Here is a 16096-nt window from a genome sequence, read left to right as displayed (position 1 = left end):
CTCCCGTGTTCCGGAGGATGACCAGGGGAGTGCGTGGGTTGCCTGTGCCCGGAGATTCGGGTGGTGCGCGGCGGTGCCATCAGGCCAAGCAGGGAAGGAGGCATGAACTCCGGGTTCTCGGGACAGGACCCCTTGATGAGCCGAACTCCGTTGCGCGCCGCGATCGTCGGGACCGGTAGCCGTGCCCAGACCTTCACCCGTGGCCTCGCCGCCCGCCCGGGCCATCTGGTGGCCGCCCTGTGTGATCCGAGCCCGACGCGGATGGCCTTCCACAACCGGGTGCTGGCCGCCGCAGGTGAACCCGCCGCCACCGCGTGGGAACCGGACCGCTTCACCGACATGCTCGCCAAGGAGGACATCGACGAGGTCGTCGTCACGACCGTCGACGCGGCACACGACCGCTACATCGTGCCGGCGCTGCGGGCGGGCTGCCGCGTCGTCACCGAGAAGCCCATGACCGTCGACGCGGACCGCTGCACACGCATCCTCGAAACGGTCGAGGCCACCGGAAACTCCCTCACTGTCGCCTTCAACTACCGCTTCAACCCGGTGCACGAGAAGGTACGCGCCCTGCTCGCCGAAGGCGCCGTCGGCGAGATCCTGTCCGTGCACTTCGAGTGGCTCCTCGACACCCGCCACGGCGCCGACTACTTCCGCCGCTGGCACCGTGAGAAGCGGAACAGCGGTGGTCTCACGGTGCACAAGTCGAGCCACCACTTCGACCTCGTCAACTGGTGGCTCGCCGACGAGCCGCACGAGGTTTTCAGCTACGGACGGCTCGGTTTCTACGGCCCCGAGGCGGGCGAACGCCACGGACTGCGCCGGGACTACGACCGTGCCCACGGGTCGGCCCCCGCCGACGGCGACCCCTTCGCCCTGGATCTCACCGCCAACGACACCCTCCGTGCCCTGTATCTGGACGCCGAGCAGGACGACGGATACCTCCGCGACCGCAACGTCTTCGGCGGCCCGGTCACCATCGAGGACGACATGGCGCTCCTCGTCCGCTACTCACGCGGGGCGACGATGACCTACCACCTCACCGCCTACTCCCCGTGGGAGGGCTACCGGGTCATGTTCAACGGCAGCGCCGGCCGCCTGGAGCTGGAGGTCGAGGAGAGCCGCTGGGCCCAGCCCCGGACCCAGGTCGCCTCGGACAGCGGCGCGCTGCACGGAGACACGGCCGCGGAGCACGCGGGAGGCGCACGACTCACCCTGCGCCCGCTGTGGCGGCCCCCGGTCGACGTCCCGCTCGACGCCGTGCACGAGGCCCACGGCGGAGGAGACCCGCGCATGCTCGACGCCCTGTTCGGCCCCGTGGACACCGGCGGGCCGACGGATCCGGAGAAGGCGGCCCACCCCACGGCCACCGAACGGGACGGCGCCCTCGCCCTGGCCGTGGGAGTCGCGGCCAACAAGTGCTTCGAGACGGGACGGCCGGTGGCCCTGCGGGACCTGATACCCGGGCTGTGGGCACGATGAGGGGTGCCGGTAAGAGCCTCGGGGATCCGGTCGAGGATCTGGCCTGGTGCGAGTGGATCGTGCGCACTCACCACCCCGAGCACCGCCGTGCACTTGGCCGCTTCTTCCGGGCCTACGGCGGGGAGGTGCCGCCCTGGCCGGTGCGCAGGGCCGCGATGCTGACCAGGTGCGAGGCGCTGCGAGAGTTCTGCGACCGATGGGAGCCGAACGGTCCCGGTGCCAGGCAGTGGCAGGAGCGCGCCACCGCGACAGGGGACTGGCAGGAGTAGCCGGCATGCGGGCCCGGCAGAGCGGGCCCGGGCCTGTATGAAACCGGAACGGAAGCACTGCCCGGCGGTCGGCGCCGGACCGGGCAGCGCTCAGGACCAGGCGCGGTACGGCTCGTCGATCAACTGGAAGACCGGCTCGCCGCGGACCGGGTCCTTGGCCGTGGACAGCCGGACCCGGTCGCCGCTGTGGATGCCGATCAGCGGGCCCATGACCCGGCCGCGTACGACGAACCCCTCCGTCATCTCGACGAGCGACACATTGCGCGCGGCGGGGGTGTTGCGGTGCACCACCGTGGCGTGGCGGACCGTACCCGTGCCCGCACTGCGCTCCGTCCGCAGCTCGCCGCCCTGGCAGACCGGACACAGCAGCCGGTGGTACGTGGCGGTGCCGCACCAGGTGCAGCGCTGGAAGAGGACGGTGTCCGAATCGGCCGTCATGGGTTCGAGAACGCCTGCCGCGGAGCCGGCTGCCTGCATAGCAACGTTTCCTGAGTGGTGGTACACGCTGGTCAACTCCCTGCGCTCGGCCCGAATCCCACGTGCGCGGGTCAACCGTGCACGCACGTGCGCGGCTCACCGTGCCACCGTGCACGCCCACAATCTATGGCACTCAGTGTCACGCGTAAAGGCACTCCGTACCCTCAATTTCGTCCCAGTGCGGACTCGATCTCCTGCACGACCCGCCACAGGGGTGCATCCCGGCGCGAGACGACCACCACCACGTCTTCGGGCTGCTCTCCGCCGCGGTGTGCGGGAGGGGCGCCACCGAACGCTTCCCGCACGCACCCCAGTGCGTGGTCCACAGCGGCGTCGGAGTCGCCCTTCCCGTCCGAACGCAGCCAGGACCGCAGCGCGTTGTTGTGCGCCGCCACCACAGCGGCGGCGATCACGTCGGCCTGCAGGGTCCCGTCGCGGCCGGTGAAACGGGTACGCAGGTACTCCGCGAGGGCACGCTCGTAGCGCCACACCACGGACAGTTCGTACGCCCGCAGCCCCGGCACCTTCTTGGTGAGGCGGTAGCGCTGAACCGAGAACGTCGGGTTCTCGGCGTACATCCGCAGGACGAGACGGGCCGCGTCACAGACCCGGTGCACGGGCTCCTCCGCCTCACCGCTCTCGGCGAGAAAGGCCGTCATGTCGGCCAGGCACCGCTCGTGGTCGGGGAAGACCACGTCCTCCTTGGAGGGGAAGTAACGGAAGAACGACCGCCGTCCCACACCGGCCAGCGCCACGATGTCGTCGACCGTCGTCTGCTCGTAGCCCCGCTCCAGGAACAGCTGGAACGCCGCCGCCACCAGGGCGTCCCGCATCGGTGGCTTCACGGCCGCCGCCTCCGTAGTCATGGACGGAACGTAACATCGGACGGCGCTGATGGCACTCAGTGCAGCCCCGGCGGGGAACTGAGTGCCCCGCTTCTTCGCGGCGATCGTAGGGAGCGCATGGAGGGCACCGATGGGGGCAACGACCGATACGGCCGCCGGGGCAGAGCCGCGGCCCGGGGTCGCGGGGCTCCGAACCTCGACTGAATCCCCAGGTCAGACGTTTGCGCGGCAGGCACGCGGCGGCTTACCCTGCGGCTCCCGCAGCCACCGAGGAGCACCCCATGCCGCCCGTCCGTCCCCGCATCCTCTACGTCACCGACCTGGCGTACCCGGCACGCGGGCGCCGCTACGGCGACGAGGACATCTTCCTCACCTCGCGCCTGCGGGAGGACTTCGACCTGGCCCTGTGCCATCCGCTGGACGCGGCCGCACTCATGGGTGCCTTCGAAGCGGTGGTCGTACGCAACAGCGGACCCGTCCTGGCCTACCAGGAGGTGTACGAGGACTTCCGCGAGCGGGCGATCGACAGCGGGGCGCGCGTCTACAACCAGCTCTCAGGCAAGGCCGACATGGCCGGCAAGCAGTACTTGCTCGACCTCACCGCCGCGCGCCACCCGGTCATCCCCACCGTCGACCGCACCGAGGACCTGCACCGGCTGCCCGAGGCGGACCGCTACGTCGTCAAGCCCAAGCGCGGCGCCGACTCCATCGGCCTGCGGATCGTTTCCGCGGCCCAGCTGCGCGACCTCGTGAACGGAGACGTTCTCGTCCAGCCGTGCGTCGACTTCACCTACGAGGTGTCCTTCTACTTCGTCGACCACGACTTCCAGTACGCCCTGTACGCGCCGCACCCCGACCGACGCTGGCAGCTGGAGCCCTACAGTCCGACCGACGACGACCTCGCGTTCGCCCGGCGCTTCATCGACTGGAACACCGTCGACCACGGCATCCAGCGGGTGGACGCCTGCCGGGCGCCCGGCGGTGAGCTGTTGCTGGTCGAGCTGGAGGACCTCAACCCGTATCTGTCGTTGGACGCGCTGGCGCACCCGGCACGGGACGCCTTCGTCTCCGCGATGACGACGTCCCTGCACCGCTTCCTCGGCACCCGGGCCTGAAGCGCGCCCTCACCCCAGCGCCGGGCGAGGGAGACGGCGATCCGCTGAACTCCCGGGGCGGCAGCCGCGTATCACTCCTCGGGGAACGGTGGAGGCCCCTGCCACGGGGCGTAAGGAGAGCACTGTGCCCACACCGCCTGTATCCGGGTCGCCGCACGACCGCCCGGCGCTGGAACCGATCCATGTCCTTCGGCCGCGCCGCACCGACGCCCTGGCGGAGCTGTTCCGGGAGATGGAGCAGAGCCGCGCCGATCTCGAGTCCGGCGCCGTGCAGGACCCGCGGTCCTGGGACGAGGGCGAGACACAGGAACTCCCGCCCGTGCGCACCCGCGACGTCGATGTGCCGCGCGCCGGCGGCCGTCTGGGGTTCGGGCCCGGGCTGCGCCGTGCCGCCGTGACGATCGCCGTCACCGCGGCCGCCCTCGTCGGCTTCGGCTGCGCCCTGCTGCTGGTCGGCAGGAACGACGACGCGGCCGCGCAGGAGCCCCGCCCCACCGCGTCCGCCGAGCCGGCCGCGACCGCCTCCGCTCCCGGCTCCACGGACCCCGACGGCGCCGGCACCCTCCGCGCGGGCGACAGCGGCCCGGCGGTGACCGACCTGCAGGAACGCCTGCTGCACATCCCTGACGTCTACCAAAACGGCTCCACGAACGGCACCTACGACGCCACCCTCAGGGCGGCGGTGGCCCGCTTCCAGCTCTGGTACGGCATCAGAGGCGACGAGGACGGCGTCTATGGCGACGACACCCGGCAGGCGCTGGAGTCCCGGACGGCCCCCGGCACGGGCTGACCGGCGGGCCGCCCGCCCTCGAACACGGGGCAACGGGTGCGGAAATCCCGGTGAGTGGCGGACTGCCACGCGTCACCCTGGGCACAGGGACGACGCACCCGGCGCCCCGCCCGCCCGACCCGAAAGCCACGCCCATGAACGGCTCCCGCATTCCGGGCCTGGTCCTGCCCGTCGTGTTCCTGGTGGCCCTGGTCGTGGGCGCGCTCTGGTACTGGCGCCATCGTGGCGACGAGTGAACGGTGACCGAGCCGCGTCACCGTCCGCACCGGCCAACGGTTCGCGTCGGCGTCCGCACCGCAGCCATCTACTCCAGATCCAGCGGCCGTCTACTCCAGATCCATCGGAGCCCTGATGTCGAGCAGGCAGACGTCATCCCGACGTTCGCCCTCCAGCATCGCGGCGAGCAGCGGCCCCAGGGACAGGGAACCGGGGTCGTCGGAATGGTGGCTGAGGACGGCCTCGGAGAGCCGCTTCAGGCCACGGTCGATGCTCTCCTCGGGCCGCTCGACCAGGCCGTCGGTGTAGAGGATGACGCGGTCGCCCGGTTCGAGCCGGCACTCGGCCTCGACGTAGACCGGTGCCGCACTCGCCCCGAGCAGCATGCCGCGGGGACGGTCGAGATAGCGCACCTGGCCGCCGCGCAGCAGCAGAGGCGGCGGATGACCGGCCTGAGCCCAGATGAGGCGCCGCTCCGCAGAGTTGTAGCGGGCCAGGACCAGGGTCGCGGTGCCGTGGGAGTCACGGGAGTGCAGCAGCAGCGTGTTGAGCCGGTCGAGCGCACCCGTCAGCGAGGACCCCGTGATGACCATGCCCTTGGCGGTGAAGCGGAGTTGCGCCATCGTGGCGACCGCGTCGATGCCGTGCCCGGCGACGTCGCCCACCACGAAGAGGGCGTCGCCGTCGGGCAGTTCGATGGCACTGAACCAGTCACCGCCGACATGGATGCCCGACTGGGCGGGCAGATAGGCGACTTCGACGCGCAGTCCGGCCAGGAGCACGGGCCGGATCGGCAGCGGAAGCAGGGCGTGCTGCAGCCGGCCCGCCAGCGTCCGCTCGGCACGCAGCACGTCGTGCTGGGTGAGCATGGCCCGCTCGCTCTCCACCAGGGCGAGCTCGGCACTGCGCTGCGCGGTGAGGTCCTGTACGACGCCGTGCACCTCGACGGGCGTTCCGGTGGCGTCCGGCACGGCTTCGGCGACGACCCGCAGATGCCGTAGCCCACTCGCCGTCCTGATGCGGAACGGAACGTCGAACGTCCGCCCCTCGCCGAGGAGTTCCGCGATGGCGTGGGCCAGCGCGGGCACGTCCTCGGGCAGGGAGAGCTCCGGGAGTTCGGTGAGGCCGACCGGCCCGCACACGGGGTTCCGGTCGAGGAGGGTGAACACCTGGGAGGACCAGGTGACTTCGTGCGTGACCAGATTCCAGCTCGCCCAGCCGAGGCTGCCCAGCCGCTGCAAATCCGCGAGGCGCTGCTCCTGCCGGTCGGAGGAGCCGTGCCGTACCCAGGTGATGACCAGCCCCGCGCCCAGCCGCGCCGCCCGCACCGAGTAGGTGGACAGCTCGGCGACCCCGGCCACGACCTCCTGGTGCGCGAACGGCTCGCTCTCGTACGGCTTCCCGGTGGTGAGCGCTCGCCGCATGCCCTGCCACAGGGGCTCGGTCGCCAGCGGCGGACAGCACTCGCGGAACCGACGGCCGATCAGTTCCCGCCCGGCGTGCCCGACGACATCGGCGGCCCGCGTGGTCGCGGCGTCGATGCGGTAGTCCTTGATGGCTCCCGACGCGGCGGGCAGCGGCGACAGCAGCATCGCCGCTTCGGGCAGCGCGTCGAACACGGCCTGCACGGCGTCCACCGAGGCGTCGGCGACGTCCTGCGAGTGGGTGTCGAACACGCGCATCCGGCCGGCGCACAACTGCGCCACCGCGTGCAGGTGTTGCCGGACGCCGGCGGTGAACGGCCCGACGCGGGTGCGCAGGACCCCGATGCACACGTCGGGCGCGTCGCCGGTGGGCACGGGCAGCCAGGCGCGGGACGGCCAGTGCTCGGGCGAATCCCCGATCATCAGATAGCGTTTCCGGTCCGCCTCGGCGTCCTCCAGCCAGCGCGGCTCCCCGGCCCGCAGCGCGTCGAGCGCGGGAACCCCGGCCAGCGGCGGTACCCGGTGCCACTGGGCGGCGACGGTGTCGTCGATGCCGGCGTGCCCGATCAGCTCCAGGCCTCCCGAGGACAGCAGGGAATAGATCATGACGGCGCCGGCGCCGACCTCCGGCGCGAGATGCTCGAGCAGGCACCGGGCGAGATCCTGCGGTGTGGCCACATGGACGAGTTCCCGGCCGAGCGGTCCGAGGGCCGCCGAACCCTCGTCGGTGGTGGCCACGTCGCGTGCGGAGGCGGGGCAGGACCCGGGGGTGAGGCCGGGGTCCGGTCGGGGTGCGGTGGCCGCCGGTGTCGTTGCCAGGCCGCCGAGGGTGACCCAGCACTCCTCGAGCAGTGAGCGGGTCCCGTCCGCGGCGCGTCGCCGCAGCTCCTCCTCGGCGGCGTCCGGGGAGCAGCCGGTCAGCGCCATGACGGCGCCCTTGGCCTGCTCCAGGACGGCCGTCCTGGCGGCCAGGTCGCGCAGCCGGTCCATCTCGGCGCGCTGCCTGGCGACCACCTTGGCCAGCGCAACGGTGTCCGGCGCGGGGCGGGACTCCGCCGGCGTTGCGGGCTCGCTCGTCACGCGTTGAGCATCGCACATCGAGAGGCTTTCGATCGCGGTCTTACCGACCCGGGATTCACTCGAAAGGGGAAGCTCGCAGGCGTCGCGCTGACCTTCTGGACAAAGCGGCGGCGGCAACGGCCGGGCAGCCGGTACGGCCACTACTGCCCCGGAGCCGACCGCAGGGTGGGGCCGGGTATACCGGCACCGGCTGGGAGCGGGAGTTCGAGGAGTGACGCGAGGACGGGATGCCGTCAGCGGCCGGAGTCGACCAGGGCCTGGGTGACCGCACGGACGCTGCGCGCGATGTGCTGGAGCTGCAGCACCTCTGCCGCGTAGAGCTTGATCGTGTGCTCGATGACCGACTCGTGCAGGCCCAGCGCCGGTAGATCCGCGCGCGCGGTCTGCAGGGCGGTGCGCGCGACCCGGATCTCGTGCTGGACCTGTATCTGCGCATGGCGGGCGAGGAGCACGGGGTGGCGGATCAGGGCCGGATAGCTGGCGTAGCGCGCGGGCACCAGCTCGCGCAGCCACCTGGCCGCCGAGCGCTCCCAGTCGTAGGAACCGGGCGTCTTGACCTGGCACGGCCAGTCCGGGCTGATGCGCGTGGTCGTCAGTTGCATGATCGTCGCTTCCGGTGTGCGGCGTCGGGAGGGTTGGTCCGACGAGGTCGGGCGGCCCCGGTCCAGGGGATGACCGGGGCCGCCAAGGGCGCTCGCACGGAAACGAGGCCCGACCGGACACTTTGGGCGCCGACGCGGGTAGGAGACGGCGGCTTCGGGTGTCCGGGGTGACGCGTGAGCAGTATTTATATATGCCGTCCGCTTTTCAAGACGCATGAAAACATTCATGCGCGAAATGTTGCGAAAGGTCCCTTTGTGATGCCGCATGACCGCGGGGAGGGCCGGGTGCGGGCGGGGGAGGAGTGTTGCCCCGCGGACGGGGACCGTCAGTCGCGCAGGAAGAAGTGGTGCTGGTCGGAGATCTGCTCGTACTCCTCGAGCCGGGCCTGCGTGCGCTCGGGGTCCGCGTCGGTCATGGCCTGCAGCAGCGCGGCGGCGATCACGCCGGGCGCCGCGTAGGAGTCGAAGACCAGGCGGGAACCGGTACCGGTGGCGAAGACGACGTCCGCCTCGTCGGCCACCGACCCCAGTGCCAGATCCGTGACCAGGGCAACCTTCAACCCGGCGCCGCGCGCGACCCGTACGGCCGTGAGGGTCTCATGGGCGTGCCGCGGCATGGAGAACGCCAGCACCCAGATGCCGCCCGCCTCGCGCGACTGCAGCAGCGCGTCGTAGGCGACGCTGCCGCCCCGCGTCACCAGCCGCACGTCCGGGTGGATGCGCCGCGCCGCGTACGCGAAGTACTCGGCGAGCGAGCCGGAGATACGCAGCCCGAGGACGGTGAGGGGGGTGGACGCCGCCAGCCGGCGCCCGATGGCGATCAGCTGGTCGGGGTCGGCGAAGTCGCGCCGTAGGTTCTCCAGGTTCTCGATCTCGGCGTCGATCGCCGCCTGCAGCTCGTTGCTGCCGTTCTCCTCGGTGGCGGCGGGGCCGCCGGCCAGCGTGCCGAGGGCGATCGACTGGAGCTTCTCGCGCAGCGCCGGGTAGCCGCTGAAGCCGACCGCCGCGGCGAAACGGGTCACGGACGGCTGGCTCACGCCCACGCGATCCGCGAGGTCGGTGATCGAGAGGAACGCCGCTTCGGTGATGTGCTCGATCAGATACTGGGCGATGCGCCGCTGCCCGGGGGAGAGCCGGGGCCGGTCGAAGAGAGTCCTGAGCTGGGACGCCGGGGCGGCCTCCACCTCCGGAGCCGTCTTGCCCGAGGTGATCGCGGATGCCTGTGCGCGTGCCTGCTGCGGCGATGGCACCGGTGTGCCTCCTTTGTCTCCCACAGTGCTTCAACATAGCCCACACACCGTTGTGACCAGGGCTTGTACGGCCGTATCCGGGCCCGCCGGACGCGTACTCAAGCTGCTTGCCGGCGGGCGTCACCGGCGATAGATCGTGATCGAGTGACCGACCTCGTCGATCGGGCGACTGCTGTCGATCAATGCCGCCAGCCGGCCCTGCGCCTTGGCCACGGCCGAGTCCGACACGACCAGCAGCCCGCGCACCTGACGAGGGGGCACCTTCCGCGGGTCGGACGCCTCGATGCCGTAGTACGAGGGCACACCGCTGCCCTTGTACACCAGCCAGATCCGCTGACCCCCGTAGCGCTCGTGCAACCGGTCGGCGAGCCGGCCCAGGTCCTGGCCCCAGTCCACGTTGGAATCGTGCAACCGCAGATGGGTCTTGGCGGGACCGCCGAACGCCTCGTTGGAGTACGGCAGATAGCAGGGGAACGTCCGCAGAGAGCTGACGGCGACGAACAGCACCAGCGCCCCCGTCGCGAGCGATGCCCACCGCCACCGCACGGCGAGCACACAACCCGCGGCCACCGCCAGGAACATCGGCACGAAGACGGCGTACCGGGTACCGAAGTCCCGGGCCCCGGTCATGGCGGCGGCCAGCAGCACACCGGCGGGCACAAGCACGTACGGCGCGGCGGGCCGCAGCCGCCGTACGGCTACCAGCACGACGGCACCGGCCGCCCACAGTGCGAGCATGCCCAGCGGTGTCTTCACCAGCAGCGCGGCCGGCAGGTAGTACCAGCGGGACCCGGTGTACAGATGCCCGAACAGGAAGCCCTGCCACGGATGGTTCTCCAGCCCGAACTGGATGCGCATGCCGTCCCGGTACGCCTCAGGGAACGGCAGCAGTCGCACGAACAGCCCCTTCAGGCCGTGCACGGTGGGCACCTGCTGCCCCGGCGACCAGCGCAGCCGCGGGTCGACCGCCAGATACGAGGCCCATACGACGGCGACGGCTGCCGCGGCGACGACGAACGCCGCCGTCGCAGCCCGCACCAGGGTCCTTCGCCGGTCCCCGGAGCCCGCCCGCCACACCGACCAGGCGGCCAGCGCCGGCAGCACCGGAACCACCGCTAGCACGTTCATCTTCGTGGCCAGGCCCGCTCCCAGTGCCACGCCGGCCCACGGGACGTACAGCCGGGGCCGCCGGCGAGCTCGCCACAGCAGCCACGCCGCCGTCAGCACGAAACCGGCCGCGGGCACGTCGAGCGTGGCCAGTGAGCCCTGCGCGATGACGTCGGGGGAGAAGGCGTACAGGGCCAGAGCCGCCAACCCGGCCGCGGCGCCCGCCAGTTCACGCGCGAAGGCGAACACCACGAGCCCGAACAGCAGGGTCAGCACGATCATCGGCAGGCGGGCCCAGAACATCAGCCGCCACGGATCGTTGCCGGACTCGTACAGCAGATGCCGGCCGGACCGGCTCTGATCGCCCTTGTACGAGGTGTCGAGGTGCGGGCCGGCGATCGCCACCCCGGCCGCCACGACCAGCTTGCCGAGCGGCGGGTGCTCGGGGTTGAGCCGCACCCGGTGCTCGTGCAGGTAGTCGGCGGCCGTGGCGACGTAGATGGGCTCGTCGATCGTCGGCGTCTGCTGCACGGCGGTCGTGACCATCGCCGCCGCCATCTGGCCGAGCAGCACGGCCACCAGCAGCGGCACCAGCCACCGCCGGCCCGGCCGGGGCGGCTTTCCGGCGGCCGTCGCCCGCGGCGGGGGGTGTTCCGCGTCGTCGCGTGTGCCCAGATCGAGGACCGAGTGCTGTTCGTGCGCCATCATCCGCCCCGCCGTGACACCGGCCGCGCGTGGGCGGGAGTGATCCGGGCCCGTCTCATGGGTCCCACTTTCGCATCAGCTCCCGCCCCCGGGCGTCACCGCTTCAGGAGTCGTACCGACAGACCTTCCGTCGTGTAGACGGGTACGGCCCGCAGCCGGTCGGAGTTCAGTTCGACGCGGTCGAACCGGCCGCGCAGGTGCGGAGCCGACAGGACGCGCACCGTGCTGCCCGCGGCCGGCGCCTTGTGCTCGTCGAGCTGCAGCGACAGCACGCTGCCGCTTCCCAGCAGGACGCGCCGGGTCACCTTGAGCGCGGGTTCGTGACCCGAGCGCAGCGTCAGCTCCAGCGCGGAGGTCTCCTGCACGTACGCGCCGTGCACCTGCACGGGCTGCGGCACCTGCAGCGTCCCGCCGGACACCCGCACATCTCCGTGGCCCAGTGCGTGGGACGAGGCGGCGACGAGGGTGCCGTCCTTCACCACCGTTCCGCCGGTGTACTTGTTGTGGCCGGTCAGGGTGAGGGAGCCGCTGCCCTTCTTGGTCAGCCCGCCGTCGCCGTCGATGTCGTTGCGCCAGCTGTCCGCCGCGCCGAAGCCGCCCGCCGCCGCGTCCAGGGTCACGGTCACGTCGCAGTGGAAGGCGCCGTAGCCGTCCGCCGCGGCGAACAGGTTGAGCCGGCCCCACTGCTCGAAGCCGTCCAGCAGCACATAGCCGGAGGGCAGCGCGGTCGTGCGCAGCACCTCGCGCCGCTGCGCCGCGTCCAGGTACGGCAGCCGCGTCTCCAGCAGCACCTCGGCGCCCTTCGGCACGGTCAGCGGCTTGCTGTGGCCGTGCCGCGTCAGCACGTACGTCAGGCGGTGCCCGACGGCGCGGGCGTTGGCGTGCCGGTCCGCGTACGGGTCGGTGCGGGGGCCGGCCGAGTGGGCGTAGGCGTACAGGGTGTCGGCGTCCGTCCCGGTGCGCGCCGTGAAGTAGGCGAGGGCCTGGGCGCGCGCCGCCGCCTTGAGGCCGGCGTTGGCGGGGTCCGCGAGGGTGGCGGCCGCGAGGGCCGTCGCCATGATCCGGCCGCCGATGACGTCGACGGTGGAGTGCATGCCCGCCAGGATGCGCGTGTCGCTGAGCTCCAGGGCGCGTGTGACGAGTTCCTGGAAGCGCTCGGGCACGGCGTACGCGTAGGCCAGGGAGGCCAGGTGGAAGGCGTTGGTGTGGCCGCTGGGGAAGCCGCCGTCGTCCGCCGGCGAGGTGCTGCGCTGACGCAGCAGCTGCGGGGCGACGACAACCTTCGAGTCGTACACAGGGAAGCCGAGCGCGTCCGTCCTGCCGGTGTCGACGACCTGGCTGTCCTCGTTCATCCGCCAGGGGCGCGGATAGAGGTAGGCGTACTTGGAGGGATTGCCCGAAGCCCAGTTGCCGCGCAGCGTGTCGACCAGTTCGGCCACCTTGCCCAGCTCGGAGTCGTGGGAGCCTGCGCCCAGCTCGGAGCCGGCCGGGGCATCGGCAGGAACGGCGTCGTCGATGGTGGTCGCCGGGGTGCCGTCGGGCGCGCTGGTGATCGAGGTGACTGCCTTGGCGCCCGTCCGGTACAGGTCCGTGAGCGGGCCGAGGCCGCCGGAGGCCGCGTAGCTCTGGTGCTGGCGGTCGTAGAGGAACGCCAGCTTCGCCTGGGCCGGGGTGCGCCGGGTGGTGACCTCGATGCAGTACCGCATGTTGGCCCGCAGGATCTCGGGCCGCAGCGGGGCGCCGGTGTTCCAGGCGCCGCCGGTCTTCCAGATCTGGGCGAAGCCGCCGAGGGCCCGTACGACCGCGTTGGTCTCCGGCGTCCGGTTCGCCGGGAGGTTCGTCCTGTAGTCGTCGACGAACGCGAGCGGCGCGGTCGCCGCCTTGGCGTCGGCGGCCGACAGCCACGACGCGAAGGTGGGCGCGGCCAGCACACCGGCCGAGGCGCCGAGCGAGGTCTTGAGGAATCCCCTTCGGCCGACGGCGGGCCGACCGGTCGACGAGGGGGAGCGGTGCCCGGCTGATGACGGCATGCGTATGCCTCTCCTGAGTTTCTGCGGCCCTGCGGCCGGAAGGAAGATCGTGCGAACAGAAGTGGTCCGCGGGACACGTGGGGTGTGCGAATCCGGTGAGTCCCGTGAAGCTTTGAGCGAAGATCTACGGCCGGGTCCTGACCCGTCGGCGATGGTCCGGAGGCGGGGACGTGTCGTGTGGGTGAACGTGGGCCGATCCGTTCACAGGATCGAGCGGGCCAGTGCCACCGCACCCTCCACCGGTGCCGCGCGCAGCGGCTGAGGCCGCGCTCCGGGCACGGCTGCGGCGAGCGCGGAGGCGAACGCGTCGTACAGCGACGGCTGCGCGAGGACGGTGCTGCCCGCGACCACCACGTCGTCCACCGCGACGCCGCGGGCCGCGATCCGTTCCACCAGCGCCGCCAGCGAACGGCCGGCCTCGGCGATCACGGCGCGGGCCAGCGGCGAGCCCGCCTCGGCGGCGGCGAACACCACCGGTGCGTGCCGCCCCCACTCCGCGGACACGTCCGTGGCGCTCTCCAGGGCCGCCCCGAGCGCGGGTACTTCAAGGACACCGAAGGACGCGAGGAGGGCCTGGGCCAGTTCGCAGGGTTCTTCCCCGCGGTCGTGCGCCGCCCACGCTGCCCGCGCGGCCTCGCGCACCAGACCCGCAGCGCCGCCCTCGTCGCCGAGTACCGCGCCCCAGCCACCGACCTGGACGGGACTGCCGTCCGCGAGCCGGCCCACCGCGACGGATCCGGTTCCGGCGACCAGGCCGACCCCCTTGTCCAGGCCCGCGGCGGGCACGAGCAGTTCGGCGTCGCCGACGACCAGCGCGGGCGCGTCGAAGTGCAGTTGGAGAGCGGTACGTATCTGGGCGCACTGGCGCGGCGTCTCGCAGGCGTGGCCGCCCACGGCGACGGCGGTGGGGCGTGCGCCCGTCGGCAGCGCCTCGGCGACCAGGGCGGCAAGCCAGGCCGCGGCCGCCACGGGGTCGTGGGGCCGCCAGCCACTGCTCGTCCGCACATGGTCGGCGACGGGCTCCGTACCGGCGTAGGCCCGCAGATGTGTCTTGGTGCCACCCACGTCGATGCCGGCCACGAGAGGGGGGAAGTCGTGCACGGAACCTCTTTCGTCGTTGCGCTGGGCTGCGACGGCGGGCGAACCGTACCTGGGCATAGGGGAGTTGGGGAACCATTGAAGCCCCGGGACGGGCTTCTGACGGACACGGCAGGCGAGTACCGTGAAGTTCGTTAGGAAGTTAACTAACGAAGTAGAGTGCGTCAAGAGGTGTCGCGCACCCGGCCGCCCGGACCGCCGTCGGACTCCTGGCGGGCATGCCCGACACCGGACATCCCATCGCCGCATCCCGAAGACGACCCGCCCCCGGGAGCGGCCCGCGACCTGTGGGAGAACTGTGGAATACGACGTGGTGCAGGCCCCGCGCCTGACCGAGAGCGCCGGCGCGGTCTTCGCCGTGCTGGCCCAGGCGGGCAGCGCGACCCGGCCGCAGCTCGCGAGCCTGGCGGGCCTGTCCAAACCGACGGTGTCGTCCGCCGTCGCAGAGCTGGAGAGCGCCCGCCTCGCGGCCCACTCCGGCACCACATCCAGCGGCACCGGCCGCAACGCCGCCGTCTACCGCCTGGGGCCGGCCGCCGGAGCCGTGCTCGCCGTCGACCTAGGCCCGGCCGTCACCCGGGTCCGTGGCTGCGCCCTGGACGGCAGCCTGCTGGCCGAGGCCACCGGCACGCGGGCGGAGGCCGCCGACGCCGTCCGGGAGGCCCTCGGCGCGCTGCCCGCCGACGCCCCGCTGCGCACCATCGTGGTCGCCGTCGGTGACGTCACCCGGGAGGGCACCGGGGTGCGTCCCGCTACCGCCAAGGCGGGCCCGGTCTTCGATGCGGTGGCCGTCGCGCTGCCCCCGGGCGTGCCCATCCGCCTCGAGAACAACGTCAACTGCGCCGCACTCGCCGAGCTGCACGAGGGCGCGGCCCGGGGCCGCCGCACCTTCGGCTACCTGCGTATCGGCGTCGGTATCGGTCTCGGCGTCGTCATCGGCGGCCAGGTGCTGCGCGGGGCCAACGGCGCCGCCGGTGAGGTGGCCCGGCTGCCCTACCCCTGGGACGACGGCCTGGAGCCGCGCCACGAGGCGCTGGAGGAGCACGTCGGGGCCCGCTCCCTGCTGCGGCGGGCGGCGACGGCCTGGCAGGACGCCGACGGGCCGTGCCCCACCAGCACCGAGCACCTCTTCGCCCTCGCGGACGAGGGCCGCCCCACGGCGCGGACGGTCGTGGGCCGGCACGCCGCCGACGTGGGCCGGCTCGCCGCCGCCGTCACCGCCGTGCTGGACCCCGGGCTGATCGTGCTGGGTGGCAGCACCGGCGCGTATCCGCAGCTCCTGCCGGGTGTGCGGGCCGAACTGGAACGCCTGAGCTGGCCCACCGAGGTGGTCAGCAGCACACTCGGCGATCTCGGTACCGTCGTGGGCGCCGCCCGGCTCGCGGTCGCCCGAGGAGTCCAAACCGTGACCGAGGCCGCGCATGCGAAGGATTGACGACCTCGGACTCGGTCTGCCAATGTCCGGACAAGCGCTTTCTAAGTCGGCCGGGACGCCGACTCCGGGTGAGCATCCCGCCCGTACGCGAAGTACGGCAAGCCGCACGAGGGCGTGCTTGTGCGACGTCGGCCGTCATGGCCGGGGACTCCACCCGTCAAGGCGACACGG

14 protein-coding genes are annotated in these 16096 nt (G+C 72.2%); 6 read left to right on the top strand and 8 right to left on the bottom strand.

What is annotated here, in order from left to right; genetic code table 11:
* Positions 1 to 135: 135 nt before the first annotated feature.
* On the top strand, positions 136 to 1482 hold the full coding sequence (locus OOK07_RS01560) for a Gfo/Idh/MocA family protein (protein ID WP_266794728.1): 1347 nt from the start codon (positions 136 to 138) through the stop codon (positions 1480 to 1482).
* Positions 1470 to 1751, top strand: coding sequence for a hypothetical protein (locus tag OOK07_RS01555; RefSeq protein WP_266794727.1), 282 nt, complete (start codon positions 1470 to 1472; stop codon positions 1749 to 1751). Before OOK07_RS01560 ends, OOK07_RS01555 begins: the two co-directional genes overlap by 13 nt.
* A gap of 90 nt (positions 1752 to 1841) precedes the next feature.
* On the opposite strand, the gene OOK07_RS01550 is transcribed toward OOK07_RS01555, so the two are convergent.
* Together OOK07_RS01550 and OOK07_RS01545 are read right to left on the bottom strand one after the other, a co-directional pair.
* On the bottom strand, positions 1842 to 2255 hold the full coding sequence (locus OOK07_RS01550; protein WP_266676110.1) for a Zn-ribbon domain-containing OB-fold protein: 414 nt from the start codon (positions 2253 to 2255) through the stop codon (positions 1842 to 1844).
* Positions 2256 to 2392: 137 nt separating this feature from the next.
* Complete coding sequence (locus tag OOK07_RS01545; RefSeq protein ID WP_266801869.1) at positions 2393 to 3061, bottom strand: TetR family transcriptional regulator; 669 nt, start codon at positions 3059 to 3061, stop codon at positions 2393 to 2395.
* 293 nt (positions 3062 to 3354) lie between these two features.
* Between OOK07_RS01545 and OOK07_RS01540 the strand changes: the two genes are divergently transcribed.
* The 3 genes from OOK07_RS01540 to OOK07_RS01530 all read left to right on the top strand — a co-directional run bounded on the left by OOK07_RS01540 (position 3355) and on the right by OOK07_RS01530 (position 5214).
* Positions 3355 to 4188 carry an ATP-grasp domain-containing protein gene (locus OOK07_RS01540; RefSeq protein WP_266794726.1) on the top strand — a complete coding sequence of 278 codons (834 nt, stop codon included), beginning with the start codon at positions 3355 to 3357 and terminating at the stop codon, positions 4186 to 4188.
* A gap of 124 nt (positions 4189 to 4312) precedes the next feature.
* Positions 4313 to 4978, top strand: coding sequence for a peptidoglycan-binding domain-containing protein (locus OOK07_RS01535; RefSeq protein WP_266794725.1), 666 nt, complete (start codon positions 4313 to 4315; stop codon positions 4976 to 4978).
* Positions 4979 to 5028: 50 nt separating this feature from the next.
* Complete coding sequence (locus OOK07_RS01530; RefSeq protein ID WP_266676099.1) at positions 5029 to 5214, top strand: hypothetical protein; 186 nt, start codon at positions 5029 to 5031, stop codon at positions 5212 to 5214.
* Positions 5215 to 5304: 90 nt separating this feature from the next.
* Here the strand turns inward: OOK07_RS01530 and OOK07_RS01525 are convergent, their stop codons facing one another.
* The 6 genes from OOK07_RS01525 to OOK07_RS01500 form a co-directional block, all read right to left on the bottom strand.
* A complete protein-coding gene (locus tag OOK07_RS01525; RefSeq protein ID WP_266801868.1) occupies positions 5305 to 7608 on the bottom strand; it encodes a SpoIIE family protein phosphatase in 2304 nt (767 codons plus the stop codon).
* A 323-nt stretch (positions 7609 to 7931) separates the two neighbouring features.
* Positions 7932 to 8300: a hypothetical protein gene (locus tag OOK07_RS01520; RefSeq protein ID WP_266676097.1), complete on the bottom strand. Its 369-nt coding sequence runs from the start codon at positions 8298 to 8300 to the stop codon at positions 7932 to 7934.
* Between the two features lie 326 nt (positions 8301 to 8626).
* Positions 8627 to 9550, bottom strand: a complete 924-nt coding sequence (locus tag OOK07_RS01515; protein ID WP_266676095.1) for a MurR/RpiR family transcriptional regulator — start codon at positions 9548 to 9550, stop codon at positions 8627 to 8629.
* 120 nt (positions 9551 to 9670) lie between these two features.
* Positions 9671 to 11365, bottom strand: coding sequence for an ArnT family glycosyltransferase (locus OOK07_RS01510; RefSeq protein ID WP_266794724.1), 1695 nt, complete (start codon positions 11363 to 11365; stop codon positions 9671 to 9673).
* Positions 11366 to 11457: 92 nt separating this feature from the next.
* Positions 11458 to 13392 carry a phosphatase PAP2 family protein gene (locus OOK07_RS01505; RefSeq protein WP_266794723.1) on the bottom strand — a complete coding sequence of 645 codons (1935 nt, stop codon included), beginning with the start codon at positions 13390 to 13392 and terminating at the stop codon, positions 11458 to 11460.
* 201 nt (positions 13393 to 13593) lie between these two features.
* On the bottom strand, positions 13594 to 14493 hold the full coding sequence (locus tag OOK07_RS01500) for an N-acetylglucosamine kinase (protein ID WP_266794722.1): 900 nt from the start codon (positions 14491 to 14493) through the stop codon (positions 13594 to 13596).
* A gap of 295 nt (positions 14494 to 14788) precedes the next feature.
* Here OOK07_RS01500 and OOK07_RS01495 point away from each other — a divergent pair, with 295 nt between their 5' ends.
* Positions 14789 to 15925 carry an ROK family transcriptional regulator gene (locus OOK07_RS01495; protein ID WP_266676087.1) on the top strand — a complete coding sequence of 379 codons (1137 nt, stop codon included), beginning with the start codon at positions 14789 to 14791 and terminating at the stop codon, positions 15923 to 15925.
* Positions 15926 to 16096: the final 171 nt, after the last annotated feature.

Origin of the sequence: Streptomyces sp. NBC_00078 (assembly GCF_026343335.1) — a bacterium.
GTDB lineage: Bacteria > Actinomycetota > Actinomycetes > Streptomycetales > Streptomycetaceae > Streptomyces.
This window is presented reverse-complemented; position numbering and strand designations above follow the sequence as displayed.

Coding starts and splice junctions, on each gene's coding strand:
- OOK07_RS01510 (WP_266794724.1), bottom strand. CDS start 11,365: ATGATGGCGCACGAACAGCACTCGGTCCTCGATCTGGGCACACGCGAC.
- OOK07_RS01525 (WP_266801868.1), bottom strand. CDS start 7,608: ATGGACCGGCTGCGCGACCTGGCCGCCAGGACGGCCGTCCTGGAGCAG.
- OOK07_RS01560 (WP_266794728.1), top strand. CDS start 136: ATGAGCCGAACTCCGTTGCGCGCCGCGATCGTCGGGACCGGTAGCCGT.
- OOK07_RS01520 (WP_266676097.1), bottom strand. CDS start 8,300: ATGCAACTGACGACCACGCGCATCAGCCCGGACTGGCCGTGCCAGGTC.
- OOK07_RS01540 (WP_266794726.1), top strand. CDS start 3,355: ATGCCGCCCGTCCGTCCCCGCATCCTCTACGTCACCGACCTGGCGTAC.
- OOK07_RS01545 (WP_266801869.1), bottom strand. CDS start 3,061: ATGCGGGACGCCCTGGTGGCGGCGGCGTTCCAGCTGTTCCTGGAGCGG.
- OOK07_RS01505 (WP_266794723.1), bottom strand. CDS start 13,392: ATGCCGTCATCAGCCGGGCACCGCTCCCCCTCGTCGACCGGTCGGCCC.